This is a genomic window from Streptomyces sp. NPDC045026 (assembly GCF_056432625.1).
The window spans coordinates 61,017-86,874 of record NZ_JBWKIS010000032.1 but is presented as its reverse complement, the minus strand read 5'-3'; the positions used below and the strand labels follow the sequence as shown (position 1 = coordinate 86,874).

24 protein-coding genes and 3 pseudogenes are annotated in these 25,858 nt (G+C 69.6%); 17 read left to right on the top strand and 10 right to left on the bottom strand.

The annotated features are described in order from the left end of the window. The first annotated feature begins 105 nt into the window (after positions 1–105). The 3 genes from AC07EJ_RS39740 to AC07EJ_RS39730 all read left to right on the top strand — a co-directional run bounded on the left by AC07EJ_RS39740 (position 106) and on the right by AC07EJ_RS39730 (position 3,321). Positions 106–2,022: a phosphatase PAP2 family protein gene (locus AC07EJ_RS39740; protein ID WP_478886077.1), complete on the top strand. Its 1,917-nt coding sequence runs from the start codon at positions 106–108 to the stop codon at positions 2,020–2,022. A gap of 852 nt (positions 2,023–2,874) precedes the next feature. Further along, positions 2,875–3,186 carry an integrase core domain-containing protein gene (locus AC07EJ_RS39735; RefSeq protein WP_478886076.1) on the top strand — a complete coding sequence of 104 codons (312 nt, stop codon included), beginning with the start codon at positions 2,875–2,877 and terminating at the stop codon, positions 3,184–3,186. Positions 3,187–3,204: 18 nt separating this feature from the next. Then, positions 3,205–3,321, top strand: coding sequence for a beta-ketoacyl synthase N-terminal-like domain-containing protein (locus tag AC07EJ_RS39730; RefSeq protein ID WP_478886075.1), 117 nt, complete (start codon positions 3,205–3,207; stop codon positions 3,319–3,321). Here AC07EJ_RS39730 and AC07EJ_RS39725 read toward each other — a convergent pair. The 6 genes and pseudogenes from AC07EJ_RS39725 to iolC all read right to left on the bottom strand — a co-directional run bounded on the left by AC07EJ_RS39725 (position 3,291) and on the right by iolC (position 9,043). Continuing rightward, a pseudogene (locus AC07EJ_RS39725) lies at positions 3,291–3,838 on the bottom strand (hypothetical protein). The gene AC07EJ_RS39730 and the pseudogene AC07EJ_RS39725 overlap by 31 nt on opposite strands. 218 nt (positions 3,839–4,056) lie before the next feature. Beyond that, positions 4,057–4,326 carry a hypothetical protein gene (locus AC07EJ_RS39720; protein WP_478886074.1) on the bottom strand — a complete coding sequence of 90 codons (270 nt, stop codon included), beginning with the start codon at positions 4,324–4,326 and terminating at the stop codon, positions 4,057–4,059. Positions 4,327–4,328: 2 nt separating this feature from the next. After that, complete coding sequence (iolD, locus tag AC07EJ_RS39715; protein ID WP_478886073.1) at positions 4,329–6,200, bottom strand: 3D-(3,5/4)-trihydroxycyclohexane-1,2-dione acylhydrolase (decyclizing); 1,872 nt, start codon at positions 6,198–6,200, stop codon at positions 4,329–4,331. Next, entirely contained in the window at positions 6,197–7,090 is an 894-nt protein-coding gene (gene iolB, locus AC07EJ_RS39710; protein WP_478886072.1) for a 5-deoxy-glucuronate isomerase, read from the bottom strand. Before iolB ends, iolD begins: the two co-directional genes overlap by 4 nt. Positions 7,091–7,129: 39 nt before the next feature. Continuing rightward, positions 7,130–8,008, bottom strand: coding sequence for a Cgl0159 family (beta/alpha)8-fold protein (locus AC07EJ_RS39705; protein ID WP_478886071.1), 879 nt, complete (start codon positions 8,006–8,008; stop codon positions 7,130–7,132). A 30-nt stretch (positions 8,009–8,038) separates the two neighbouring features. After that, positions 8,039–9,043, bottom strand: coding sequence for a 5-dehydro-2-deoxygluconokinase (iolC, locus tag AC07EJ_RS39700; RefSeq protein WP_478886070.1), 1,005 nt, complete (start codon positions 9,041–9,043; stop codon positions 8,039–8,041). A gap of 418 nt (positions 9,044–9,461) precedes the next feature. On the opposite strand from iolC, the gene AC07EJ_RS39695 reads away from it, so the two are divergent. After that, positions 9,462–10,382 carry a sugar phosphate isomerase/epimerase family protein gene (locus tag AC07EJ_RS39695; protein ID WP_478886069.1) on the top strand — a complete coding sequence of 307 codons (921 nt, stop codon included), beginning with the start codon at positions 9,462–9,464 and terminating at the stop codon, positions 10,380–10,382. Between the two features lie 51 nt (positions 10,383–10,433). Further along, positions 10,434–10,976 (top strand): annotated as a pseudogene (locus tag AC07EJ_RS39690) (Gfo/Idh/MocA family oxidoreductase). Between the two features lie 319 nt (positions 10,977–11,295). Here AC07EJ_RS39690 and AC07EJ_RS39685 read toward each other — a convergent pair. Genes AC07EJ_RS39685 through AC07EJ_RS39675 form a run of 3 tightly spaced genes read right to left on the bottom strand, consistent with a single transcriptional unit; the run spans position 11,296 to position 12,104 of the window. Next, the gene (locus AC07EJ_RS39685) at positions 11,296–11,709 is read right to left on the bottom strand and encodes a Gfo/Idh/MocA family oxidoreductase (protein ID WP_478886087.1); all 414 of its coding nucleotides are present in this window, start codon (positions 11,707–11,709) and stop codon (positions 11,296–11,298) included. Then, complete coding sequence (locus AC07EJ_RS39680; protein ID WP_478886068.1) at positions 11,613–11,957, bottom strand: Gfo/Idh/MocA family oxidoreductase; 345 nt, start codon at positions 11,955–11,957, stop codon at positions 11,613–11,615. Before AC07EJ_RS39680 ends, AC07EJ_RS39685 begins: the two co-directional genes overlap by 97 nt. A 3-nt stretch (positions 11,958–11,960) precedes the next feature. Continuing rightward, entirely contained in the window at positions 11,961–12,104 is a 144-nt protein-coding gene (locus AC07EJ_RS39675; protein WP_478886067.1) for a hypothetical protein, read from the bottom strand. 172 nt (positions 12,105–12,276) lie between these two features. On the opposite strand from AC07EJ_RS39675, the gene AC07EJ_RS39670 reads away from it, so the two are divergent. From AC07EJ_RS39670 to AC07EJ_RS39645, 6 genes and pseudogenes are all read left to right on the top strand, one after another. Next, complete coding sequence (locus tag AC07EJ_RS39670) at positions 12,277–13,395, top strand: Gfo/Idh/MocA family protein (protein WP_478886066.1); 1,119 nt, start codon at positions 12,277–12,279, stop codon at positions 13,393–13,395. Next, positions 13,392–14,324 (top strand): DUF6807 domain-containing protein, encoded by a 933-nt coding sequence (locus tag AC07EJ_RS39665; protein WP_478886065.1) that lies wholly within the window; start codon positions 13,392–13,394, stop codon positions 14,322–14,324. The genes AC07EJ_RS39670 and AC07EJ_RS39665 overlap by 4 nt, the downstream gene beginning before the upstream one ends. After that, on the top strand, positions 14,318–15,061 hold the full coding sequence (locus tag AC07EJ_RS39660) for a cupin domain-containing protein (protein ID WP_478886086.1): 744 nt from the start codon (positions 14,318–14,320) through the stop codon (positions 15,059–15,061). The genes AC07EJ_RS39665 and AC07EJ_RS39660 overlap by 7 nt, the downstream gene beginning before the upstream one ends. Positions 15,062–15,150: 89 nt before the next feature. Continuing rightward, positions 15,151–16,074 (top strand): annotated as a pseudogene (locus tag AC07EJ_RS39655) (ABC transporter substrate-binding protein); the annotation flags it as partial. Positions 16,075–16,118: 44 nt separating this feature from the next. After that, the gene (locus tag AC07EJ_RS39650; protein ID WP_478886064.1) at positions 16,119–16,532 is read left to right on the top strand and encodes a hypothetical protein; all 414 of its coding nucleotides are present in this window, start codon (positions 16,119–16,121) and stop codon (positions 16,530–16,532) included. Next, positions 16,532–18,352, top strand: a complete 1,821-nt coding sequence (locus AC07EJ_RS39645) for a hypothetical protein (protein ID WP_478886063.1) — start codon at positions 16,532–16,534, stop codon at positions 18,350–18,352. The genes AC07EJ_RS39650 and AC07EJ_RS39645 overlap by 1 nt, the downstream gene beginning before the upstream one ends. A gap of 462 nt (positions 18,353–18,814) precedes the next feature. Here AC07EJ_RS39645 and AC07EJ_RS39640 read toward each other — a convergent pair whose 3' ends face one another. Beyond that, positions 18,815–19,219 carry an integrase core domain-containing protein gene (locus AC07EJ_RS39640; RefSeq protein WP_478886062.1) on the bottom strand — a complete coding sequence of 135 codons (405 nt, stop codon included), beginning with the start codon at positions 19,217–19,219 and terminating at the stop codon, positions 18,815–18,817. Between the two features lie 40 nt (positions 19,220–19,259). On the opposite strand from AC07EJ_RS39640, the gene AC07EJ_RS39635 reads away from it, so the two are divergent. The 6 genes from AC07EJ_RS39635 to AC07EJ_RS39610 all read left to right on the top strand — a co-directional run bounded on the left by AC07EJ_RS39635 (position 19,260) and on the right by AC07EJ_RS39610 (position 25,820). Further along, positions 19,260–19,799, top strand: a complete 540-nt coding sequence (locus AC07EJ_RS39635; protein ID WP_478886061.1) for a hypothetical protein — start codon at positions 19,260–19,262, stop codon at positions 19,797–19,799. A gap of 389 nt (positions 19,800–20,188) precedes the next feature. Beyond that, positions 20,189–21,604: an extracellular solute-binding protein gene (locus AC07EJ_RS39630; protein ID WP_478886060.1), complete on the top strand. Its 1,416-nt coding sequence runs from the start codon at positions 20,189–20,191 to the stop codon at positions 21,602–21,604. Next, a complete protein-coding gene (locus AC07EJ_RS39625; RefSeq protein ID WP_478886085.1) occupies positions 21,588–22,571 on the top strand; it encodes a carbohydrate ABC transporter permease in 984 nt (327 codons plus the stop codon). Before AC07EJ_RS39630 ends, AC07EJ_RS39625 begins: the two co-directional genes overlap by 17 nt. Next, a complete protein-coding gene (locus AC07EJ_RS39620; RefSeq protein ID WP_478886059.1) occupies positions 22,568–23,428 on the top strand; it encodes a carbohydrate ABC transporter permease in 861 nt (286 codons plus the stop codon). Before AC07EJ_RS39625 ends, AC07EJ_RS39620 begins: the two co-directional genes overlap by 4 nt. After that, positions 23,428–24,588 (top strand): ABC transporter ATP-binding protein, encoded by a 1,161-nt coding sequence (locus AC07EJ_RS39615; protein ID WP_478886058.1) that lies wholly within the window; start codon positions 23,428–23,430, stop codon positions 24,586–24,588. The genes AC07EJ_RS39620 and AC07EJ_RS39615 overlap by 1 nt, the downstream gene beginning before the upstream one ends. Then, positions 24,585–25,820, top strand: coding sequence for a CehA/McbA family metallohydrolase (locus AC07EJ_RS39610; protein ID WP_478886057.1), 1,236 nt, complete (start codon positions 24,585–24,587; stop codon positions 25,818–25,820). The genes AC07EJ_RS39615 and AC07EJ_RS39610 overlap by 4 nt, the downstream gene beginning before the upstream one ends. The last annotated feature ends 38 nt before the right edge of the window (positions 25,821–25,858 follow it).

Sequence of the window (25,858 nt, the reverse complement as noted above, 5' to 3'; positions counted from 1 at the left end):
GCTTCAGGCACGGTTCGCCCGCCGTCGCTCCGCACCGCGATACACCCCGGTACTGCGATACCCGGTATCTCCCCGTATCCCCGCGAAGACGAAGGATGGCCGTCCGTGCAGCATTCGCATATCCAACACCGCCACCGCATCGACCGGCGCACGTTCCTGCGCAACTCCGTCGGCGTCTCGGCGGGTCTGATCGCAGCCCCGGCGATCACGGTCTGGCCGGCCGCGGCGGCGTCCGCCGACTCCAAAGCGGCGTTCGTCGACTCGTACACGACGAACATCCTGGACAACTCGACCGGCGCGACGAACGCCGCGATCCGCATCCTCGACGGCTTCACGTCGATCTGGAAGACGGGCTCCGCCTGGAACAACGGGACGCCGATCCTCCTCGAGGTGCTCCGCGCCAACGTGCGCTACAGCGTCGACGTCACCACCCGGCGCACCGAGGACGAGGCCCGGACCGCGTTCATCCACGACCGCCAGCACCAGAGTTACGCGGCGATCGGCGGCCTCGGCCCGCTCGCCGATCTCTACCGGGCGGGCGCGAAGGCGGTCACGAGCATCACGTCCGCGCCCGACGGCACCCCGGACGGCAAGATCGACGATACGCTCCCGGCCGACGCCCCCCCCGGCTCCGCGCTCGGCGCGGGCTCCCACGACTCGGACCTGGGGAAGGTCGCGGAGCTGGTGGACACGGTGCGCGGCCCCTACTCGTCGAGCAATCCGAGCAAGTACGCCTACCAGTACCCGCGTCCGTACCGCATGACCGAAGACAACGAGGTCGTCGACACCGGCGAGAAGGACGCACTCGGCTTCCCGGTCTACGACTCCGACGTCGTGGTCGCCCCGCAGCTGCTCCGGCAGCGCTCAGAGACCCCGGCCCAGGACGGCGGCTACCCCAGCGGCCACACCAACGCCTTCCACATGGCGGCGCTTGCGATCGCGTACGCGGTCCCGGAACGGTTCCAGGAGATGGTGGCGCGCGCGTTCTGGCTGTCGCACACTCGGATCGTCGCGGGCATGCACTCGACCCTCGACGTGATCAGCGGCCGCATCCTGGCCACGGCGGTCACGGCCGCCACCCTCGCCGACCCGAAGAACGCCGAACTGAAGGCGGCGGCGCGGGCGCAGGCCGCCGCGTACTTCCAGAAGGCGACGGGGACGACCGCGGACACGCTGTACGCGTACGCGCATGCGGCCGGCCTGGACACGGATCCGCACGCGGACCGGACCCTCAACGCGTGCGCTGTCACGCCGCACCTGACGTACGTCATGCCGAAGCGGCAGGCCACCGATCAGGCGATGACCGTCCCCAAGGGCGCCGAGGTGCTCCTGGAGACGCGGCTGCCGTACCTCACCGCCGCCCAGCGCCGCGAGGTCCTGCGCACGACCGCCCTGCCCGCCGGCTACGTCCTCCTCGATGACGGCTTCGAGCAGTGGGGACGGCTCAACCTCTTTGCCGCCGCGGACGGTTACGGGGCGTTCGACACGGACGTCCATGTCACCCTCGACGCCGCCGCGGGCGGCTTCGCCGCGGCCGACGCCTGGCACAACGACATCGGCGGGCCCGGCGCGCTGGCCAAGCGGGGCAGCGGCACGCTGACCCTCATCGGCGCCAACCGCTACACCGGCGGTACGACGCTGGAGGAAGGCATCCTCGCGACCGGCTCGCGGGACGCGCTCGGGCAGGGCGATGTGTCGGTACGCGGCGGCACGCTGCGGGCGGCATCGCCGCTGCGGGTGCGGGGCGCCTACAGGCAGGCGCCCGGCACGGCCCTCGCCGTGGCCGTGTCCGGCGACGGCGAACCGGCGCTGGCCGTCACCCGCCGCGCGCTCCTCTCCTCCGGCGGCAGCACCCTCGCCGTCACTCTCGACGCCGAGCACCCGCCGACGCCGGGGACCACGGTCCCGGTGATCGACGCCCGCACCCTTGAGGGCAGGTTCGGCCGCGTCACGGTCGACGGCCGCCACGCGGAGCAGGTGTTCACGGCACGCGGTCTCTCGGTACGGGTGCCGGAGGCGTAAGGGGCGGTGTAGGGCTCGTAAAGTCATCGCTGCAGCTGGAAGCCGGCGTGTGGAGCCATCGGTGGTGGTTGGGACGCTGCGTGGGTGATCATCTCGCCGCTGCACAAGGCCGCTCCGGCGCTGCTGTCCGTCCGGCGGTGCTGCTGCGCCGGGACACCGCCAAGGACGCCGAACTGCTGGCGCTGCGGCACGAGAACGCGGTGCTGCGACGACAGCTCAACGGTCCGGTCCGCTACGAGCCCACGGACCGATTCTGGCTGGCCGTGCTGTCGCCGCTGATACCCCGCCGCTGCTGGAGGGACGTCTTCTCCATCACGCCGGTGACGTTGCCGGCCAGGCACCGCAGGCTGATCGCCGGCAAGTGGGACCACTGCGGCCGGCGCACCGGCCGCCGGCCGCCCACGCACCGCGGCAGCCCTCAAGAAGCTTGTCCTGCCCCTGGCGCAGGAAAACCCGCGGTGGGGCCACCGCAGGGCCCAGGGCGAGCCGTCCCGGCTCGGGCTCCCGATCGCGCCGTCCACGGTCTGGCAGATCCTGCACGCGGCCGGCATCGACCCGGCTCCGCGTCGGACCGGTCCGAGCTGGCGCGAGTCCTCACCGCGCAGGCCGAGGGGACCACCGCGGCGGACTCCTTCCACCTGGACACCGTGACCGGCAGGCGCTTGTACGCGCCGGCGTTCCTTGAGCACGGCACCCACAGGCTCCACGTCACTGCCAGCCCCACCGCGCAGTGGGCAACCCGGCCGGCAACCGCCGACCCGGGCACCCGCCTTGAGTCGCTACGCTTCGTGCCCCGCGACCGCGAGGGCAAGTACACCGCCCCCTTTCGACGCCGCCCTCGAAGCCGAGGAGATGGAGGTGCTGCTCAGCGCGCCCGGAGCGCCTCAAATAAACGCCCACTGCGAGTGTGTGATCGGCGCGATCCGCCAAGAAGCCCTGGACCACGTTCTGATGATGAACGAGACCCACACCCGACAGGTCCTCGCCGAGTATCGCCATCACTACAACCGGCATCGGCCGCACCGATCCCAGGACCAACGACCGCCCGAGGCCCAGGAACAGCCAGCCCCCTGCACCCGCTCGAACCCAAGCGGCCCCTGCGCACACCCGTCCTCGGCAGATTCATCAACGAGTACCGATACGCCCCTTGATCTGCAGCGATGACTTTCCGAGCCCCACAAGGTGGCGTTCGCCATGGACCTGCGGGGTCCGGTCATGGTGATCAGCACCCACTGCTCATCGAGCCTGATGGCCATTCAGACCGAGTCTTATGTGGTGAGGCGGACGTACCGCGTGTAGCAGCAGATGGCGGCGGCGAGGCCGAGGAAGGCCAGGTAGTTGAGCGGGTGGCGTTCGTAGCGGTGGTTGAGACAGCGGTAGCCGGTCAACCAGGACATCGTCGCTCGATGATCCGTCTGCGGCGGCCGAGTCGTTCGCTGGACTCGATTCCCTTCCGCGCGATACGGACTCCAATGTGCTTGCCCCACAACCACTTTCGCAGGTCAGGGACGTCGCAGGCCATTCGCGTCCGACAGGACGTGCATCTTGGAACCCGGCTTGCCCCGGTCCACGGGCTCGGACCTGTGTCTTCGCCCCTGCAACGCCTGGACGACGCCGGCCTGCTCGACCTCTCCCGTGCAGTCCTCGACTCCGCCCATGTCCGGGGCGTCTCATCAGGTGTGTCCTGCGTCCCGCCATCCTGCGCCCGCACCTTCGACAGCGGGATCAGCGACTCCCACAGCCCGTCCGGAATAATCCAGCTCCACGTACCCCCGCCCCATGACCGACCCGACGACCGAACCCCAACATAGGACACGGTCTTGGTCAGTCAGGGAGGGTCATCGGGTGATGCCCTGGGCTCCTGCTCGATACTGCTGATCCATTCTTCAAGACGATCGCCGTGTCGCCCGGTCGTCATGGCGGCGAACTTGCGGACGTGGAGGGTGAGTCGGTCCAGGTCCGCATCGCGTTCCCGCAGCCGATGTGGGTTGGCGGCCCCTTCGTCGGCCTGGTGCAGCCCGAGCTTCCGGCCGGTCAAAGCCTTCGGTAGCCCTGTTCCCAAAGTTCATGGACGGCGGCGTGCTGGGTCGCGTATCGGGTCATGACCTGCAACTCCAACAGCGGCCGTAGGGCGTCCGGCGCCAGGGGTGGCGGGGTGGGCAGTGGTTCGGCCAGGCGGGAGCGGTCAGCGTTCACGGTCATCTCCACCGCCTGACCGAGGTTCTGCCACAGATGAAACCGGTCGGCGACCTCTTCGGCTTGCGGAGTCCCGAGGCGCGCTGCTTCGCCGTGGTGGTGTGTCACGGTCAGAGGTGGCGGCGGCGGTCGGTCAGGTGTCCTTCGTACGTCTTGCGGGCATCAACGGCAGCGTCGCGGGAAGCAACTTCGGCTACGGGCACGTCCCACCAGGCCTGGGCGGCCGGGGCGTTCGTCGTCGGCTCGGTCTCGACATACACACAGGTGGGCCGGGAGGACTCGCGTGCGGTGGCCAGACACTGGCGCAGCTCCCGCACGGTGTCGGCGCGCAGTACGTCCATGCCGAGGCTGGCGGCGTTGGAGGCGAGGTCGACCGGCAGCGGGTCGCCGGTGAAGGTCCCGTCGGCGGAGCGGTAGCGGTAGGCGGTGCCGAAGCGTTCGGCGCCGATCTGCTCGGACAGGCCGCCGATGGACGCGTAACCGTGGTTCTGGATCAGGACCAGGTTGACGTTGATGCCCTCCTGGACGGCGGTGACGATCTCGGTCGGCATCATCAGGTACGTACCGTCGCCGACGAGTGACCAGACGGGTGTGCCAGGTGCGGCCATGCGCACGCCGATGGCGGCCGGGATCTCGTAGCCCATGCAGGAGTAGCCGTACTCCAGGTGGTACTGGCGCGGGGACCGCGCACGCCAGAGTTTGTGCAGGTCTCCGGGGAGGGATCCGGCGGCGTTGATGATGACGTCGTCGTCCTCGACGACGGAGTCGAGGGCACCGAGGACCTGGGTCTGGGTGGGCCGGGCGTCCTCGTCGTCGGCCCGGTAGGCGGCGTCGACGACGTGCGACCAGCGTGTCTTACCGGTGCGGTACGCGACCTCGTATGTCTCGTCCACCCGGTGGCCGGACAGGTCCCGGGTGAGGGCGTCAAGGCCGACGCGGGCGTCGGCGACCAGGGGGGTGGCACTGAGTTTGTGTGCGTCGGACGACGTGACGTTGAGATTGAGGAAGCGGACGCCGGGGTGCGCGAAGAGGGTGTGGGAGGCGGTGGTGAAGTCGGTGTAGCGGGTGCCCACACCGATGACGAGGTCGGCGGTACGGGCGATGTCGTCGGCGACGGCGGTGCCGGTGTGGCCGATTCCGCCGAGGTCACACGGGTGGTCGTGGCGCAGTGAACCCTTGCCGGCCTGGGTGGAGGCGACGGGGATGCCGGTCGCGTCGGCCAGAGCGCGCAGGGCTTCCTCGGCTTCGCTGTGGTGCACGCCCCCGCCGGCGACGATCAGCGGGCGTTGGGCGGCCCGTACAGCGCGCACGGCTTCGGCCAGTGCCCCCGGTTCGGGCACCGGGCGGCGTACGGACCAGACCCGGTCGGCAAAGAACTCCTCGGGCCAGTCGGCGGCTTCTGCCTGTACGTCCTGGGGCAGGGCGAGGGTGACAGCACCGGTTTCGACGGGGTCCGTGAGCACGCGCATGGCGTTCAGGGCTGCCGGGATCAGCGCCCCGGGCCGGGTGATCCGGTCGAAGTAGCGGGAGACGGGGCGCAGGCAGTCGTTGACCGAGATGTCCCCCTCACCAGGGTGTTCCAGTTGCTGGAGGACGGGGTCGGCGATGCGGGTGGCGAAGGTGTCGCCGGGCAGGAGGAGGACGGGGATGCGGTTGATGGTGGCCAGGGCGGCACCGGTGACGAGGTTGGTGGCACCGGGACCGATGGAGGTGGTGACGGCGTGCGCCGACAGCCTGTTGAGCTGCCGGGCGTAGCCGACCGCGGCATGCACCATGGACTGTTCGTTGCGCCCCTGGTGGAACGGCATCACTTCTTCGCCGAACTGCAGCAGTGCCTGTCCCAGGCCGGCTACGTTGCCGTGCCCGAAGATGCCCCACGTGCCGGTGATGAACCGCCGGCGGACGCCGTCCCGCTCGGTGTGCTGGGCCGACAGGAACCGGACCAGGGCTTGGGCGACCGTCAGGCGGACGGTGGTAGTCATCGTGACCTCGCGGGTGACGTGGCGGGGGCGGTGTACAGGGGAAGGCGGGGGTCGGTCGGCTGGTCGGCCCACGTGGAACGAACCCAGGCGTGGTCGGGGTGGTCGCAGATCTGCCAGTCGCGTCCGGTACCCGGCCCTGCCATGACATTGAGGTAGTACATGTCGTTGCCGGGCACGGCCATGGAAGGTCCGTGCCAGCCGTCGGGGATCAGGACGGTGTCGCCGCTGCGAACCTCGACGAGCAGGTCGGTGTTCCGGCCGTTGCTGGACGGGGAGACCCGTTGGTAGCCGATGCCGCCGGTGCCGTGGGGTGTCGGGGCGATCTCGAAGTAATAGATCTCCTCGAGTTGGGCCTCGCCCGGACGGTCCTCGTCGTGTTTGTGTGGCGGGAAGGAGGACCAGTTCCCGCCGGGCGTGAGCACTTCGACGGCGATGAGCTTGTCGCATGCGAAGACTCCAGCCGCGCCGAAGTTGTTGACCTGGCGTGACGCAGGTCCGCTGCCGCGCAGTTCGACCGGCACTTTCTCGGCCGGACCGTACCGGGCCGGCAGGCGCCGGTCGCAGCGCGCCCCGGCGAGGGCGAACCTGCCGCCCGCGGTGGAGGTGATGGAGGCGTGTGCGTCGCGGGGAAGGTAGGCGAAGTCGCTCACTGCGGCGAAAACGCTTTCGCGGCCGTTGAGCCGGAAGGTCTCTCCATCGACGGCGACCGTGCAGGAGCCGGACAGCGGCAGGACGATCCACTCGCTGTCGCCGGTATCGAAGAAATGCCGACCGCTGGGCGGCAGTTCGAGCACACGCAGGCTGCTGTGGTCCCAGTTGGCCCGCTCAGGGCTGATGTCGGCGGTGTACGGTCCGCGGGCGGCCTGACCGGCGGGCAGGTGGTTGGACATGGTGGTGAGGCTCTCCTGTGTGGGTCCGGTCCGGGTCGGTCAGAGCAGACCGACGGTAGTGTCCACGGCGTCCTCGACGCTGCCCTTGGCGGGGAAGAGCAGCGAGCGGCCGACGATGAGCCCTTGGACGGTGGGCAGCCGCAGTGCCTTGCGCCATTTCTCGTACGCCCCCTCCTGTTCGTCGCCGACGTCTCCGCCGAGCAGCACGGTGGGCAACGTGGACGTCTCCAGGACCTCGGCCATGTCGTCCGCGTTCTCGGTGACCGGGACCTTGAGCCACGTGTAGGCGGAGGTGCCGGCCAGGCCCGAGGCGATGGCGATGGACCGGGTGACGGCTTCGGCGCTGAGGTCGTTGCGCACTTTGCCGTCGACGCGGCGGGAGATGAACGGTTCGATGAAGACGGGAAGCCGATGTCCGGCCATCTCGTCGACGGCCCGCGCGGTCGAGGCGAGCGTGGACAGGGAGCCCGAGTCCTCGTAGCCGATACGGAGCAGCAGCTTGCCCGCGTCGAAGCGCAGCCGCGCGATGTCCTGGGCGCGGTGGCCGGTAAAGCGGTCGTCGAGCTCGAAGGAGGCGCCGACCAGCCCGCCCCGGTTCATCGATCCCATCACGACCTTGCCGTCGAGGGCGCCGAGCAGCAGCAGGTCCTCCAGAATGTCGGCGGTTGCGAGCACCCCGTCCACGCCGGACCTGGACAGCGCTGTACAGATCCGTTCGAGCAGGTCGGCACGGTTGGCCATGGCGAACTTCCGGTCGCCGACGGCCAGGGCGCCGCGAGCCGGATGGTCGGCGGCGACGATCATCAGCCGGCCGCTGTCCCCGAGCAGGGGGCGGCGGACACGGCGGGTGGCCGCCTCGGCGATGGCCTCCGGGTGCTGGGCTCGTATCGTGGCGAGTTGGGAGATGCTGATGCTCAAAAGGAGGGCTCTCTTTCGGGGTCCGTGGGGTCAGCCGCGCGCGAGGAGGTCCGTGATCTCTCCTTCGGTGGGCATCGCGGAGGAGCATGCGAGACGTGAGGCGACGATCGCGCCGGCGGCATTCGCGTGGCGCATGATGCGTTCGATGTCCCAGCCGGCGAGCAGGCCGTGGCACAGGGAGCCGCCGAAGGCGTCGCCTGCTCCGAGGCCGTTGACCACCTCAACCACGTTGGGCGGGACCTCGACGGTGGTGCCGTCGCGGTGCACGGCGAGTACACCGTTGGGGCCCTGCTTGACGACGGCGAGTTCGACCCCGGCGTCCAGCAGGGCGTCCGCGCAGGCGTGAGGTTCGCGCAATCCCGTAGCGACCTCGCACTCGTCGAGGTTGCCGACGGCGACGGTGGCGTAGGCAAGAGCCGCCCGATAGAGGGGGCGCGCCCGGGCGATGGTGGACTCACCGCTCGGGGCACCGGCTGCGCCCTCGGCGCTTGTGGGGCTTCCGGCGTCGCCCCAGAACATGGGACGCCAGTCGAGGTCGAACACCGTCGGGCCGGCCTTGCCCCTGGCTTCGAGGGCCGCAAGGGTGGCGGAGCGACTCGGCTCCTCGGACAGGCCGGTGCCCGTCATCCAGAATATGCCTGCATCGCGGATGGCCTCGAAGTCGAGCTCGTCGGGCGAGATTTCGAGATCCGGCGCCTTGGGTAGACGATAAAAGTACAACGGGAAGTCGTTCGGGGGGAAGATCTCGCAGAACGTGACGGGGGTCGGGTACGCGGCCACCGGGGTGACGAAGCGGTCGTCCACCCCGAACTCCTTGAGTGCCTGGTGGATGTACGTACCGAACGGGTCCTGGCCGGTGCGACTGATTAGCGCGGCGGACCGGCCGAGGCGGGCCGCGGCAACTGCGACGTTGGTCGCGGAGCCACCGAGAAACTTCCCGAAGGTCTCCACCTGTGCGAGCGGCACTCCGGTCTGCAGGGGATAGAGGTCCACCCCGGTACGGCCGATGGTGATCAGGTCGAACGAGTCGGTCATACGGGGTGCTCCTCGGGTATCCGGCGGGGAACCTAGCTGCGCTCGGCGTCATAGGTGTAAGGCGCAGCGGTACCTCATGTCAAGGTTTTGTCCTTACATACGGACGTACTGACGGTGTGATGCGGTGATGTCCTTACCTGCTCTTGACACGGTCGAAACGAAGGAGTTGGGTTCCGTCCCGGAGTTCTCTGTCGGCGTGACTGCATCGGTCTTTCTCGTCACAGGCTGCTCCGCCGGGAAGCGGACCGAGAACGTTGCCGGTGCAACGCCGGGACTTCCGCGGGTGGTTGGAGTGCCTCACGTCGTTGCGACTGCCAGCGCGACGGACGAGGTCGACAGCGAGAAGAGCGCCGGCCTGTCGGCGGCCCCGCACCCTCCACCCCACCCAGTAGCGACCACAGTCGAGAGGAACACATCGATGACTGCCGCCAACTCCCGCACTCCTTCGCTGGATCGCATCCGCGTCGGCTCGGCCCCCGACTCGTGGGGTGTCTGGTTCGCCGACGACCCGCAGCAAGTGCCCTGGGAACGCTTCCTCGACGAGGTCTGCGAGGCCGGATACGAGTGGATCGAGCTGGGGCCTCATGGATACCTGCCGACCGATCCCGCGCGCCTCACGGACGAGGTCGCCAAACGCGGCCTCAAGGTGACCGCCGGTACGGTCTTCACCGCCCTGCACCACGGCCCGGACGCCTGGGACTCCACCTGGGAACACGTCAGTCAGGTCGCCGAGTTGACCCGGGCCGTGGGCGCCGGACACCTGGTCGTCATCCCCTCCTTCTGGCGGGACGACAAGACCGCCGAGCTTATCGAGAGCCCCGAGCTCACCACCGAGCAGTGGGGCAATCTGTCCTCCGGGATGAACCGGCTCGGCCGCCGGGTACACGACACGTTCGGCCTGGACATTGTCGTTCACCCGCACGCCGACACCCACATCGACACCGAGGCCCACGTCGAGCAGTTCCTGGACGCGACGGACTCCGATGTGGTCAACCTCTGCCTCGACACCGGGCACTACGCCTACTGCGGCGGGGACAGCGTCAAGCTCATCAAGACGTACGGTGAGCGCATCGGCTACCTCCACCTCAAGCAGGTCGACCCGCGGATCCTGGCCGACGTCGTCCAGAACGAGATCCCGTTCGGACCGGCCGTCGAGCGCGGCGTGATGTGCGAACCACCGGCCGGTGTCCCCGCGCTGGAGCCGGTGCTCGCTGCCGCTCAGGCGCTGGGCGTGGAGCTGTTCGCCATCGTGGAACAGGACATGTACCCGTGCCCGCCCGGCCAGCCGCTCCCGATCGCCCGCCGCACGCGCGCGTTCCTGCGCGGTTGCGGCGCCTGAGCGCCACAGCCGCGACCGCCACCCACGGATCACCACTGCACGAGGGATGCCATGACTCAGTACGGATCACTCGGCATAGCCGTCATCGGAGCGGGGCGGATGGGAGCCGACCACGTCAGGCGTATCAACGAGGTCATCAGCGGCGCTCACGTCGCGGCCGTCGTGGACGTCGACGCCGAGCGCGTGATGGAGGTCGCCGGCCGCATCGAGAACTGCACCTCCTACACGGACCCGGCCACGCCATGGCTGATCCTGACTGCGGCGCGGTGCTCATCGCTTCTCCCGGTCCTGCCCACGAGACGCCCTGCTAACCGCGTTGAGGGTGATGGTCACCAGCAGAGCCGGGCGCTGCGGCGGTGCGATCGCACCCGACTTCGTGGAGCGGTTCGAGGAGGCGTACGACCGCCAGGTGCAGCACTGGGTGGACGCCACCCGTCGGGGCGAGGCCGTCGGCCCCAGTGCGTGGGACGGCTACGTCGCCGCAGTGCGTGGGACGGCTACGCCGCCGCAGTGTGCGAGGCCGGTGTCCGCGCCCAGGCCAGGGGCCGCGTCGCCGAGGTCGAACTGATCGCGCGGCCCGCCTTCCACGCCTGATCGCCGACGCCGAAGCGATCCGCCGGGTCGGGAGGGTGTCTCCAGCCTGCCGGGTCCGGCACCCTCATGCATGAGACAAGTTAAGTGAGAGTTGCTGCCTGTTTCGGGTCTGACAGTCAACGGGTGCCGGCCTGCCCTTGACGGGCGTGACCATCGCGATCGCTACGTCGAACAGCGGCAGGCATGGCCGCGACCGTGTCCTGCTGTCAGCCCGGCTGAAGAGGTCGAGGCACTGGGAGGCCTTCGACACCATCAGCCGTCGCTTCGCGCTCGGTGAGACGGTCGCCCATCCAGGAGCGGAAGCGCGCGGCAACATCCGTCACTCTCTCGGGTCTGCCGCAGCGGTGCTATCGGTCACACCGGGCGCGAAGACGTTCTGGTCGCGGTGATAGCCGTCCTCCGCCTCCGCGTCCAGGTACAGCGCGCTCAGCACGGGCGACTGGGCCAGATGCACTGCGAATGGGTCGTCCAGGGCCGCCGGGCTGGCGTGTGCGCGGTCGTATTCACGGGCGAGTCCACGGCGCCGGCCGGCCTCCTCGCCGTAGAAGAAGAGCCCGCCCTGCGCGTACACCGTCTGAGGCGTCGAGCCCGTCCACCAGTTGACCAGGTCGAAGTGGTGAGTGGCCTTGTGCACCATCAGGCCACCGGAGTTGGCCTTGTCGCGGTGCCAGCGGCGGAAGTAGTCGGCACCGTGCCGCAGGTCGAGGAGCCACTCGAAGTGGACAGAGCCGATCTCGCCGGCCGCGATCGTCTCACGTACCGCCGAATGCAGCGGTTGTAGCGGTAGTTGAAGGCGACGCGGACGTCGCGGCCGGTGCGCCGCTGGGCGTCCAGGATGCGGCGGGCGCGCTCGGCGTCCGTGTTCATGGGTTTCTCGGTGACCACGTCGCAGCCCGCTTGCAGAGCGGAGACGATGTGGTGGTCGTGCGTGCGGTCGACGCTGCACACCACGACGAGGTCGATGCGTTCCTGGTGCAGCATCTTCTAGAAGTCCGCTGCGGCGTCCGCCGCAGCGGACTCTCCCGGGAGCCATTCGTTGTGCACGGCCATGCGGTGGGCGTTGTTGTCGCAGAAGGCGGCGAGCTCGAACTGGTCCGCGTACGGGCCCGAAAGAGCCTCGGTGAACATCCGGGCGCGAGCGCGAGGCCGACCACGGCGCAGCGTCGCCGATGCCTGATGTCGGGGGGCATGAGGGACTCCGAATCAGCCAAGGGTCTTGTCCTGACATTAGTACGGCCCTAGTGTCCATCGAAGCAAGCGCTTTCCCGTGCTTTCCCCGTGTAGTCCGAGGAGCCTCCGTATGTCCGTCGAGCCCCCACAATCGCCTCGACTGCGCGTCGCTGTCGTTGGCACCGGTGCCATCGTCAGTGACAGCCACCTCCCTGCGCTGCGGGCCCACGCCGAGCGCATGGAACTGGTCGCCGCAGTCGATGTCGACCCGGCCAGGCTCCAGGCCTTCCGCGACCTCGCGGGCGGCCAGGTCGCTGGGTACACCGACCTCGACACGATGCTCGACGCAGTCCGCCCCGACCTCGTTCTCATCGGCACCCCGCCCTCCCTGCACCGCGCGCAGACCGTCGCCGCGCTGAAGTCGGGTTCGTGGGTGCTGTGCGAAAAGCCACTGTGTCTCTCGCTCGCCGAGTACGACGAGATCTCCGCCGCCGAGCAGGCCTCCGGTGCGTACGCATCGGTCGTCTTCCAGCACCGCTACGGCTCCGGTGCCGTGCATGCCCGCGAACTGCTCGCGAGCGGTGAACTCGGCGCCCCGCGGGTCGCGCACTGCCAGACCACCTGGCACCGCGACAGCTCCTACTACGCGGTGCCGTGGCGCGGCCGCTGGGAGAGCGAGGGCGGCGGCCCAACCATGGGCCACGGCATCCACCAGTACGACCTGCTCCTTCACCTCCTCGGTGACTGGACCGAGATACGCGCCATGGCAGGCCGCCTGGTCCACGACACCGAGAGCGAGGACGTCTCGACCGCCCTGGTGCGATTCGCCGGCGGCGCACTCGCCACGGTCGTCAACAGCGTCCTGTCCCCGGACGAGGTCAGCCGCATCCGTATCGATTGCGCCGACGCGACCGTCGAACTCACCCACCTCTACGGGTACACCAACGACGACTGGACCTACACTCCGGCCCCGGGCGTGACCTCCGTACGCACGGCTGCCTGGCGCACCCCTGCGGCCGATGTCCGCAGCTCGCACGCCGCCCAGCTCGCTGCTCTGCTCGAGGCACACGATCGGGGCACCCGCCCACCCGGCAGCGGCCCCGACGCCCGGCGCACCATCGAGTTCGCCGCCGCCCTCTACAAGTCGGCCTTCACCGGACAGCCTGTCCTCGCGGGCGAGATCGTCCCTGGCGACCCCTTCTACGAGACCATGCACGGCAACCACCCCGACTGGAACCCGAAGCGATGACGATTCAGGTCGCCCACACCCCCGGCGAGCGGATCGCCGTCCAGGCCGGCGGCGTCGAGCTGCTGAGTTACGTCTACCGGCCCGACCCCGACCCCTTCGAGGCCCGCAAGCCGTACATGCACCCGCTGCGCACCCTCGCGGGCCACCAGGTCAGCGGCTACCGCCCCAGCGACCACCGCTGGCACAAGGGCCTTCAGATGACCGCCAGTCATCTCTCCGGGCAGAACTTCTGGGGCGGCAACTGCTATGTGCACGGGGAGGGTTACCTCTCTCTCCCCGAGCGGGTTGGCTCCATGCGCCACGACGGCTTCTCGGTCCTGGAGACTGCCGAGGACCGTTTCAGCCTCGCCGAAGAGCTCACCTGGATCGAGAACGGCGGCCAGGAGTGGGCCCGCGAGCAGCGCGGTATCACCGTGCACTCGGTCGACGAGGAGGCCGGGTCCTGGGTCCTGGACTGGTCGATCCGCCTCACCAACACCCGTGACGAACCCCTGCACTTCGGCTCCCCGACCACCGCGGGCCGTGAGATGGCCGGATACACCGGACTCCAGTGGCGTGGGCCGCGCGACTTCACGGGCGGCACCGCCTTCGGCCCCGAGAGCGAGGGGAGCACAGGTGACGCAGACAAGCTGATGGGCACGCAGGGACCGTGGCTGGCCTTCACCGCCGAGCACGACGACGTCGACGCCCACTCGACACTGGTCTTCGCGCATGCCCCGGAGAACCTCGACCCGCTGAGCGCGATCCACGACTCGCACTGGTTCGTACGATCCGAGCCGATCCCAACGGTCGCGTTCTCCTGGGCGTTCTTTGAGGAGTTCGAGCTGCCGCCGGGCGCGTCCTTCGCGTACCGCTACCGCGTGGTGATCGCCGACGGCACCTGGGACCGCGGACGCGTGGCCTCGCATCTCGAGGAGCTGACCTGGTGAGCAGCCTGCCACATCCGCTGCCCGGGGCTGTGGGCCTCTCGCATCTCAGTGCCTACGACTGGGAGGCGGCCGACGGGGTCTGCGGCGGCAGCCCGCATCTGCATCTGGCGTGTACGGAGGCGTATGTCGTTACCGGCGGCCGGGGCGCGGTCCAGACGCTCGCCCCCGACGGCTACCGCGAGGTGCCCCTGGAGGCGGGCTCGGTGGCCTGGTTCACGCCGGGCACTGTCCACCGGATGGTGCAGGGCGGCGACCTGCGGATCACTGTACTGATGCAGAACAGCGGGCTGCCGGAGGCCGGAGATGCCGTCTTCACTTTCCCGCCCGAGGTCCTGGCCGACCCGGATCGGTACGCGGCCGCCGCGGCCCTCCCGGTGAAGACGGGCCCGGATGCGGAGGCCGCCGCACGCAGGCGCCGCGACCTTGCGGTCGAGGGATACCTGCCGCTGCGCGGGGCGCTACAGGCCGGGGATAACGGTCCCTTCCTGGAGTTCCAGCGGGCAGCCGCCCGCCTGGTGCGGGACAAGGTGCCCGCCTGGCGCGAGCAGTGGCGGGCAGGAGCGCTGGCCACCGCCGAGCTCACCGGCACCCAGCTCGCGGCTCTCGAGTCCGGCGACCCCGCGTACCTCGCGGACTCCCGCGCGTTTGACAGCGTGCCCTCCCGGCACGGCGGCTACGGCATGTGCGGACGCCGCGAGGAGTACGAACTACCTGGAACCACCGTCCCATTGGCCTGATCAACCCCGCCCCGTTCAAGAGATTCCTGAAGAGAGGTGTAGTTGGCATGCCCGGAAAGAGGACATAGAGGTCCTGCGCGAAGGTTGCGGTGCTCGCGCTCTGCGCGGTGCTCACCGGCTGCGGAGGATCCAATGACACCAGCGGCAGCGGAAAGGCCGTACTGCGCTACACCTGGTGGGGCAACCCCGACCGCGCCGCCCGCACCCAAGAGGCCGTGGCGCTCTTCGAGAAGACGCACCCCGGCATCGAGGTGCAGACCTCCTTCGCCGGATACGACGCGTACAAGCAGTAGCTCGCCACCCAGGCGGCCGGCGGCGATGCCCCGGACGTCATGCAGCTCGACTACCGACAGATCAACAAGTACGCGTCCGGCGGAGTCCTCCTCGATCTCGGTCCGCAGCAGCTGCACGCCTCCGAGATCGACGCGGGACTGCTGGCCACCGGAGTCGTGAACGGCAAGCAGTACGCGATCCCGATGGGCCGCGGCAGCGAAGCCTTCGTGTATGACGCCAAGCAGTGGAAGGCTGCCGGTGTGCCCCTTCCACACCAGCGCTGAACCTGGTACGAATGGGCCGCCGACATGCAGGCATTGGCCAAGAGTTCCGGGAAGCCGGGGTGCGTCGACCCCGGGCAGAGCGAGGACTCCTTCGAGGTGTGGCTGCGCGGCCAGGGCAAGTCCCTCTACTCGAAGAGCGGCGGGATCGGCTTCACTGCCGACGACCTGACCCGCTGGTGGACCTTCACCGACAAGCTGCGGCGCGAGGGCGCGGTACCGCCCGCCCAGCAGACGACGCAGCTCGACGGATCAGTGGAGAACACCCCGCTCGGACGCGGCAAAGCGGTCTCCGACTTCAACTGGGACGCGTCGTCCAGCGGCTTCACGGCGACCGTCGGGGACGGGCTGACGCTCGCCCCGATCCCGTACGGCACCGACGGCACGCCCGGGCAGTACTTCAAGCCGTCGATGTTCGTCGGAGTCGGCGCCCACACCGCCCACCCCAAGGAGGCCGCCAGCGCGGCACGAGGCGGGGCCAAACCGCCACCGAAGGAAGGTACGTGGCGCTGCTGCGGGAACGCTTGCGTGCAGGCGACCTCATAGCCGGTGCGGCAGCCGTTGTCGGGGTATTCCTCCTGTCGGCGGAACTGCAGCTGGCGGGGGCGGGGCTGCCGGGAGCGCGGGTCTTCGCCGTAGCGGCCGCGCTGATCGGTGCGTACGTGGTGATCGTGGGCCTGCGCTCCTGCGCGCACCCCGAGTCGCTCACCGACTGGCGTGCGGCGGTACGGGGCGCCGCACGCGCTGCCCTCCCGGACGCGGGCGGCAGCGCACTGGTGCTGCCAGCCCTGGCGACGGCCGTCCTCTGCGCGTGGATGATCCTGCCGCTCGCCTTCCTCGCGCCGGGGCCACTCGCCCTCGCGCTCACTGCCATCGATGTACGTAACACCTCCGCCGTATCCCAGGAGACAACGTGATGCCCCGCAGGACCTTCCTCGCCACCACCGCCGGGGCCGCCGGCTTCGCAGCGGTCACAGGGCAGGGAACAGCCGCCGCCCAAGACGGCACCCAGCAACCAGAAATCGACACAGACTTCGTGGAGTTCCTCACCGCGGCGGCCGAGAAGCGCACCGCGGAAATCCTCAGCGGATACACCACCAGCATCACCGACCTCCGGGACAAGGGGAAAGCGCGCGGAGCCGCTCGCTGCCTGCGCACTCTCACGTCGGTCTACGTTCACCCGGGGTCGTCGTACCACCGTGACGGATCACTCGTCGGACCCCTGGACGAGCTGGCAGAGGTCCTCGCCGAGGAGCAGTTCCAGGATGGACTGTGGGACCAGGGTGCGGTCCACTCGCCGCCCGACACCGCCTTTTCCATCGTCGACCTCAACATGGCCTACAGCCTGCTGGACCGCGACGGCCACCAGCCCACCGCGAGGGTACGGGCCACGGTCGAGCGGATCCTCCGCAAGGCGGGACCGGGCCTGGCGACCGGCGGAGTGCACACCGCCAACCACCGCTGGCTGGTGTGCTCGGCGCTCTCCCGTATCCATCTGCGCTGGCCCGACTCCTCCTACCCCCGGCGCATCGACGCCTGGCTCGCCGAGGGCATCGACCAGCTGTCGGGCGGCGACTACAGCGAACGCAGCCCCAACTACTCCTCCGCTGTGTCCAATCCCGCCCTGCTCACCATCGCGCGCTTCTACGACCGTCCCGACCTGTATGCGAACGTGCGCGACAACCTCGTCGCCACGATGTACTCCACCGAACCGAACGGTGAGGTGGAGACCGTCCAGTCGCGGCGCCAAGACCAGACAGCGCGGCGCTATCTGCCCGAATTCTGGATGCAGTACCGAGAGATGGCGATCCGCGACGTGGACGGACGATTCGCGGCCGTGGCCCAGCAGCTGAGGGAACGTGGCACCGCGCAGACCTTCGGTGAGACCGTCCTCGGAGACCGGCTCGCAGAGCTCCTGGACCGCACCGAACTGGCCCGCCCGCTCCCACAAGTCAGCGCCGTCCCCGACGACTTCGAGCTGCACGACACCAGCACCCGCCTGGTACGAGTCCGCCGCGGCGACCGTACGGCCAGCATCTTCGGCGGGACGGACTTCCCCGAGGTGCATGCCATCTCCTCGGGACTCTCCACGAACCCCACCTTCTTCAAGATGCGCAAGGGCGCCGCGATCCTCGACTCGCTGCGCCTGGCCCCGCAGTTCTTCTCCCTCGGCCCCTTCCGGGCCGAGTCCCTGGCCCGCTCCGGCGATGCCTGGCACCTGCACGCGGAGGTCCACGGCGCCTTCCACCAGCCCCTTCCGCGCCGCTTCCGGCGCGCGGGCGGGGACTACGCGCTCACCGACGACGGCCGCTTCTGGTCGGCGATGGACTTCCCGCACCGCCCGACCGAGTACCGCACGCTGCGCACCGATGTCACGGTGCGGGAGGTGAGGGAGGAGGGGAGCGGCGCCTGGGACGTGTCGTTCGCGACGGGTCCCTCCGCGGTGCCCCTGACGCTGGAACTGTGCTTCCGCCGCGGCGGAACTCTCAGTGGCGAAGGCCTGGAGCCGGTGGCCGGAGCGACGGACACGTACCAACTGGTCAGCGGCGAGGCGACGTACACCGCGGGCGACGACACCATCACCTTCGGCCCCGGGAACGGCAAGGGCGGCAAGCAGCCTCCGGTCATCGACCCGGGCGAGCGCTACACCTGGATGAACGGCACCTACACCGTGGACGGCATCCGCGTGCTCATCACCGGCCGCTCGCCGCTGACGTACAAGCTGACTCTGCGCTGATGCGGCGAGATGCGGCGTATCCGTATCGCAGGGCTAAGACGTGCAGGTCCCCGCGGGTGGCGCCGCGGGGATTGGCGCGGCCGACCCGGCTGTCGCGCGCGGATCCCAATCCGTGACCGATGGCTGACGGGCAGAGCGTTGAGGTAGTTCGACAAGATCTGAAAAGGTCACGCAAGCGCTTCCCTGATCGGTGTGACCCGGTCTCCGGGCGAAGCGACCCACCGAAAGTATGAGTGCGGTTGTCGCACGACGGCGTTCTCGAACTGGATAACGCAGAAAGCTCAGTTGTGGCCTAAAGGACGCGTCCGCGAGCTGCGCGAGGACAGTGGCACCCTCGACCGGCTGGAGGTGGAAGCGGCAGATAAGGACCGACAGGCCGATCAGCATCACGCCGAGTACGGCGCCGAGGGCGACCTGTGCCGCTCGAAATTCGGTGCTGTGAGCTGCGGCGAGGCCGTTCGGTTAGGCGGTTCTCTCGTAATGGTTGATCAGGCCCCCGAGGAGGCGTTGACGCCGGATCCGGTGGGCCTGGAGGTTGCTGACGGTGGCCGGGGTGGCCGGTTCGGTGCTGTCCGGGGGCAGTTGCTGCCGGGACTGGTGGGGACGGTGCCCGTTGTAGTGCCGGAGGTATTCGGCCAGGACTGCGCGAGCGTGGGCCTCGTTGTAGATCGGCATGCGGTCGAGGAGCTCGCGGCGGAGGGTGCCCACGACTCTCTCGCAGATCGCATTCGCTTTGCGCGCCTGCGGCGGGCTGAGCAGGATCTCCACGTCGTTGGCCTCGAAGACGGCGTCGAAGGTGCGGGTGTACTTGCTGTCCCGGTCCCGGAGGAGGAAGCGCAGCGACTCCAACCGGCGCCCCTGCGCCATGGCAAGGTTCCTGGCCTGCTGAACGGTCCACGCCGGTGGGGTGGGCGGTGACGCCGGCGAGGTGGACGCGGCGGGTGTGGTGTTCGATGAAGATCTGGGCGTGCTGGCGCTTGAGCGAGATGGTGTCCAGGTTCAGGAAGTCGGCGGCGATGGTGCCGTGGGCCTGGGCGGTGAGGAATTGACGCCAGGTGGGGCCGGAGCGCTGCGGCGCGGGGTCGATGCCGGCTGTGTGGAGGATTTCCCAGACGGTGGACGGGGCGATTGGGTAGCCGGGGCGGGCGAGTTCGCCCTGGATGCGGCGGTGGCCCCAGGTGCTGTTCTCGTGGGCCAGGCGCAGGATGAGCTGCTTAACGGCGGGCGCGGTGGAGGGTCTGCCGGGGCGGCGGTGCCGCGTGAACGTCTGTTTCCTGGCGATGAGTTGGCGGTGCCGGTCCAGCAGTGTGGTGGGGGTGACCGTGATGGTCTGGCGTCGGCGCTCGCGCGGGACGAACCGCGAGAGCGTGGCGAGCCAGATCTGGTCTGCGGGCTCGTAGTGGACGCGGGCGATCTGACGGCGCAGCACCGCGTTCTCATGCCGTAACGCCGAGGACCTCTGCGTCCTTGGCCACGCGGCTGCGGAGTACGGCAGAGGGCACCTTGATCAGATTCCGGACCAGCGTGGTGACGATCGACAGCGACATCGAAGGATCGTCCCAGGCGCCATTGAGGCTGATGCCCCGCGTGGAGAAGCTGCAGGCCAGAGCCGGAATCGTATGTCCGAGCGGGACAGGGTGTGGCGGCGTTTCTGGACAGGCGGAAGCCGGACTGGCAGGGCCGGTAGTCGGAGACCGTCTACCGGCTCTCGCTGCCCGTCGGACCATCAGAGGTCTCTCTCGGCACCCGTTGCCAAAATGTTAAGACATTGGGTCTTCACGTCATACCGATGTCATGTGAACCTTCCTGAACGATCTTTTCGTGCAAGGAGGCCGAATGGAAGTCGTCGCGCGACGGACCGCGTTGACAGCGGCCGCCCTCGGCGCAGGTTCGATGCTGCTCGCGGGTTGCGGCACGCCACTCGACCTGACCCGGAATGAGGACGGCGGTGACGGTGACAGCGTTGCGCTGACCATCGCCACCAACGCTGTGTCCGGCGGTAAGAACAGTGACGAGGCGGACTGGATCCAGGACTGGGTCATTCCGCACTTCGTCCAGGCACAGCGCAAGAAGGGGCGCCGGGTGCGGGTCGAGTACCTGCCCAGCGGCGTCGACGACGAGCAGTACAAGACCAAACTCGCGCTCGACCTCAAGGCGCACGCGGGACCCGACATCATGGCCCTCGACGGCATCTGGGTGGGCGAGTTCGCGCAGGCCGGATACATCGAGCCGCTGCGGTCGGTGCTCGGTCCCGCCTTCGAACGGTGGGAGGGCTGGCGGCAGATCAGCCGTCAGGTGCGCCGACTGGCCACGTTCGAGGGGCAGTTGTACGGCATCCCGAACGGCACCGACGCGCGCGTCCTCTTCTACAACAAGGCGGTCTTCCGCAAGGCGGGCCTCCCCGAGAAGTGGCAGCCGCGCGACTGGCAGGGGATCCTCGACACCGCACGCCGCCTGAAGCGAGTGGACGGCGTCGTGCCGGTGCAGCTCAACGCCGGTACGGCGATGGGCGAGGCCACCACCATGCAGGGGCTGCTCCCGATGCTCGCGAGCGCGGGCGGCACCGTCGAATCCGGCGGCAAGTGGGAGGGCGACACCCCCGAACTGCGCGCCGTGCTCGGCTTCTACCAGGAGCTCTACGGCAAGGGCTCGGGCCTCGGCGACCCCCGGCTCCAGCAGGAGGCCAAGGGACGCGATAAGTCCTTCCAGATGTTCGCCGACGGACGCATCGGGATCCTCGCCGAGGGTGACTACTTCTGGCGCGACGTCATCGACCCGAAGATCGGGACCTCCCCGATGAAGCGTCGTGACAACGATGTCGGGTACGCCCTCTTCCCGGCCCGCGCCCGCGGCGAGGGCCTGGGCGGACGGGAGTTCGTGAGCCTCTCCGGCGGCGGCGTGCACGTGCTCAACCCGCACACCCGCAACCCCGATCTCGCCTTCGAGCTGCTGAGTTTCCTGCACTCGGTCGCCGCACTGCGCGCCCGCCTCGGCGACACCGCGCAGATCACCGAACGCGACGACGTCAACGAGACCGTCCTCGCGCGTGACCCCATGCTGAAGTTCGCCGCCGACAAGGCGCTCCCCGTCACCACGTACCGGCCGGGCCTCGCCGCCTACCCCGAGGTGTCGATCGCCCTGCAGGAGGCCACCGCCCAGGTGGTGTCGGGGCGTTCCCCGAAGCAGGCCGCGGCCGCGTACGCCGCCCAGTTGAAGGAGGTGCTCGGTGGCACTGATGACATCGCGGGCTGAGCCCGATGTGCAGGACCCGTCCGCGGAGAGTGCCGCCCCGGCCCCCGAGACGGACGCCGTGGGTCTCGGGCGCAGGCGCGCCGCCGGATTCGTCGCGCCCGCGCTCGTCCTGATCGCCCTGTTCCTGGTGGCGCCCGCCCTGTGGACGCTCTACCTCGGCGGGACCGACTACCGGCTCACGGGCCTCCCGGCCATCCACCCGAGTTTCGTCGGACTCGACAACATCACGCAGGCCCTCGGCGACGAAGGCTTCCTCAAGTCGCTGTGGCTGACCCTGGTGTTCGTCGCCGGCTCGGCCGTCATCGGGCAGGCCGTGCTCGGCTTCGGCCTCGCCTGGTGGATGCGCGAGCGCGCCGGCTGGATCAAGGGCCTGCTCGAAGCCCTCGTCATGCTGTCGTGGATCCTGCCCAGCTCGGTCGTCGCGTTCCTGTGGATCGCGCTGCTCGACCGGGACGGCGGCACCCTCAACACCCTGCTGCACACACCCGGCGCCGCCTGGCTGCTCGACCACCCGATGCTGTCGATCATCGTCTACAACATCTGGCGCGGCACCGCCTTCTCGATGATGCTCTACAGCGCCGCCCTCGGGAACGTACCGGCCTCCCACCTGGAGACCGCCCGTCTCGCCGGCGCCTCGCGCTGGCAGCAGCTGCGCGACGTCGTCTTCCCGTGCGTCCGCGGACACGTCCTGACGAACCTGCTGCTGATCAGCCTGTGGACGTTCAACGACTTCTCGCCGTACCTGATCACGGCGGGCGGCCCCGACGGGAAGACCGAGACGCTGCCCGTCTTCATCTACCAGACCGCGCTCGGCAGCGGACAGCTCGGCTACGGCTCCGCGATATCCCTGTTGATGCTCCTCGTCAACCTCGTGGTCGCGATCGTGTATCTGCGACTCCTCGGGCGGAAGAAGAAGGAGCGCACGGCGCAGGAGACGCAGCAGGCGAAGGAGGCGACGACCGCATGAGTGCTCTCCCACAGATGGGCCGGGCCGGGCAGAAGGGTGCGGTCGCCGGGCTGCTGCGCGGCATCGGCATGTACGTCCTGGTCGCCCTCGGCCTCGCCTTCTTCGCGCTGCCGATGCTGTGGCTGGTCACGGCGCCGTTCGACCGGCACCCCGGCATCACTGCCTCGCTGCCCGAGTTCACGCTCGACAACTTCCGACGGCTGCTCGACAACCCCAACGCCATGACCTCGCTGGCCAATTCGGTAATCCTCGCCGTCGGCACGGCGGTCCTGGTCGTGGTCCTGTCGGCGCTCGCCGCGTACGCGCTCAGCCGCGTCCGCATCCCCGGCCGCGACGGACTCCTGTACGCGCTGCTCCTGCTGTCGTCGATCGTCACCGGCACGGCGGCCATGGTGCCGATCTTCCTGCTCGCTGCCGACCTCAACCTGGTCGACTCCTACCTCGGCGTGATCCTCGTCCTGACCGGCGGACTGCTGCCCGCCGCGATCTTCATCCTCAAGGACTTCATGGACACGACGCCGAAGTCGTACGAGGAGTCCGCCCGCGTCTTCGGCGCCTCGCCGCTGCGCATCGTCAAGGACATCGTCGTGCCGGTGGTGCGGCCGGGACTCGCCACCGTCGGCGTCTGGTCGGTGGCGCAGGTGTGGGGCAACTTCCTCATCCCGTTCCTGCTCCTTCGCTCGCCGGACAAGTCCCCGGCCGCCGTGGTCATGTACACCTTCTACACCGAGGGCGGTCAGCCTGACCTGGCCCTCATCTCGACCTTCTCGCTCCTCTACTCGCTGCCTGTGGTGCTGATGTTCCTGTTCGTCAGCCGCCGGTACGGCTTCCGCTTCCACGGAGGGATCAAAGCCTGATGGCTGACATCAACCTGCGCCGCCTCGCCAAGGTCTACCCCGGCGGGGTCCGCGCCCTCGACGACCTCGAACTGACCGTCAACGACGGCGAGTTCTTCGCCCTGCTCGGCCCCTCCGGCTGCGGCAAGTCGACCCTGCTGCGCACCATCGCGGGCCTGGAGAACGCCAGCGGCGGTGCGATCGAGATCGGCGGCCGCGAGGTCACCACCGTCGAACCGGGCGGCCGCGACATCGCGATGGTCTTCCAGGACTACGCGCTCTTCCCGCACATGACGGTCACCGAGAACATCGGCTACCCGCTGAAGATCAAGAAGGTCGGGAAGGCCGAGCGCGCCGCCAAGGCCGGCGAGACCGCCGAGGCCCTGGGCCTCGACCACCTCGGCGAGCGCCGCCCCGGACAGCTCTCCGGCGGCCAGCAGCAGCGCGTCGCGCTCGCCCGCGCCATGGCCTGCCACCCGCAGGTCTTCCTCTTCGACGAGCCACTGTCCAACCTCGACGCGCGCATGCGCCTCGAGGCCCGTACGTTCCTCAAGAAGCTGCAGCGCGAACTCGGCGTCACCACGGTCTTCGTTACCCACGACCAGGCCGAGGCCCTCGCCATGGCCGACCGGATCGCGGTCATGGAGGGCGGCAGGCTGCGCCAGGTCGGCACGCCCGCCGAGGTGTTCCGGCGGCCCGCCAACACCTTCGTGGCCTCCTTCATCGGGTCCACGCCGATGAACCTGCTGCCCGCGACCGTCGCCGGCGGCAAGGTGAAGGTCCTCGGCGCCGAACTGCCGCTGCCCGACGACATGGACGACATGGACGACATGGACGGCAGCGACGGCTCCGGCGGCTTGGTGCGCGACGGCGAGGAGATCGTCTATGGCATCCGGCCCGAGTACATCCGCTGGGCCGAGGCCGAACCCGCCGAAGGCGGCGCCCTGACTGGCACCGTCTCGGTCGTCGAGAACCTCGGCAGCGCCCACCTCGTATCCCTCGACATCGACGGCACCACCGTGCAGGCCGTGGTCGACGAGGAGCACGAGCCGGCCGTCGGCGACCGCGCCTGGATCGTGCCGCGCACCGACCGGGCGCTGCTGTACCGCGACGGCGCGCTCATCGACGGCGCCGACGACCGGGACGCCACGCCGTCCACAAAGGAGAACGTGCCCGCATGACCGGCCGCACCACCACGCACCGCGGCACCTGGACGATGGAGCAGCGCGCGCGGGACGTCCTGCGCGAACTGCCCGTCGAGGTGCCGCCCGGCACCGGCGCACTCACCGTCACGCTCTCCTACGAGCGCGGGGCGGGCGGCGTGATCGACCTCGGACTCCTCGGTCCCGACGGCGAGTTCAAGGGCTGGTCCGGCGGCGCCCGCAGCACGTACACCGTGACCGGGACGTGGGCCACGCCCGGCTACCTACCGGGCCCGCTCACCTCCGGTACCTGGCGGGTGCTGCTGCGCCTGCACCGCGTCCCGCCGCAGGGCGTGCCGTACGAGGTGCTGGCCGTCGCCTCGGACCGGGTGCCCGAGGAGCCCGTGGCCTGCGCGCCCGAACCGTTCGCCGCCGACGCGCGGCGGGCGCGGCGGCGTGATCTGCCCGAGGTGGACGGTGCGCGGTGGCTCGCCGGGGATCTCCACGCGCACACACTGCACAGCGACGGCGGCCTGGCGATCGACGAGCTGGCCCGCCTCGCGGTAGGCGAGGGACTCGACTTCCTCGCCGTCACCGACCACAACACAGTCAGCCACCATCCGCATCTGGCGGCCGCGGGCGCCCGGCAGGGCATCACGCTGCTGCCTGGCCAGGAGGTCACCACCGACCTCGGCCACGCCAACGTCTTCGGGGACACCGGCTGGATCGATTTCCGCGCCCCCGCCGAGAGCTGGCTGAAGCAGGCCGAGGCGGGCGGCGGCTTCCTCTCCGTCAACCATCCGCTCGCCGACGACTGCGCATGGGAGCTCCCCTTCGGCGGCCGCAGGCCGCGCCACGCCGAGCTGTGGCACCACACCTGGGACCACCGCACCGACGGTGCGCCGCTGGCGTGGGCCCGTTCCTTCGCCGACGGTGAGCTGGTGCCGCTCGGCGGCAGCGACTTCCACCGGCCGGAGCAGGGGCGCCCCTTGGGTGTCCCGACCACGTGGGCGTTGGTCGAGGGTGACGGTCCGTCGGCCGTCCTTGACGCGCTCGCCGCCGGGCGGACCGCCGTGTCGGCAGGGCCCGATGCGCCGGTGCTGCTGCGGTGCGGAGATGAACTGGTGGCGCTGGAGGCCGAGTCGACGGTTCTGGTGCGGCCGGACGGGTCCCGGACGGTGATCCGGTCGGACCGGGAGACGGTTCCGGCGGGGCCGGGGCTGCATCGCCTCGAGACGTACCGCTGTGAGGTCGTCGCCCTGTGCGGCTGACAGGGTGCGGGGCGCACAGCCCCGCACCCTGCCGCACC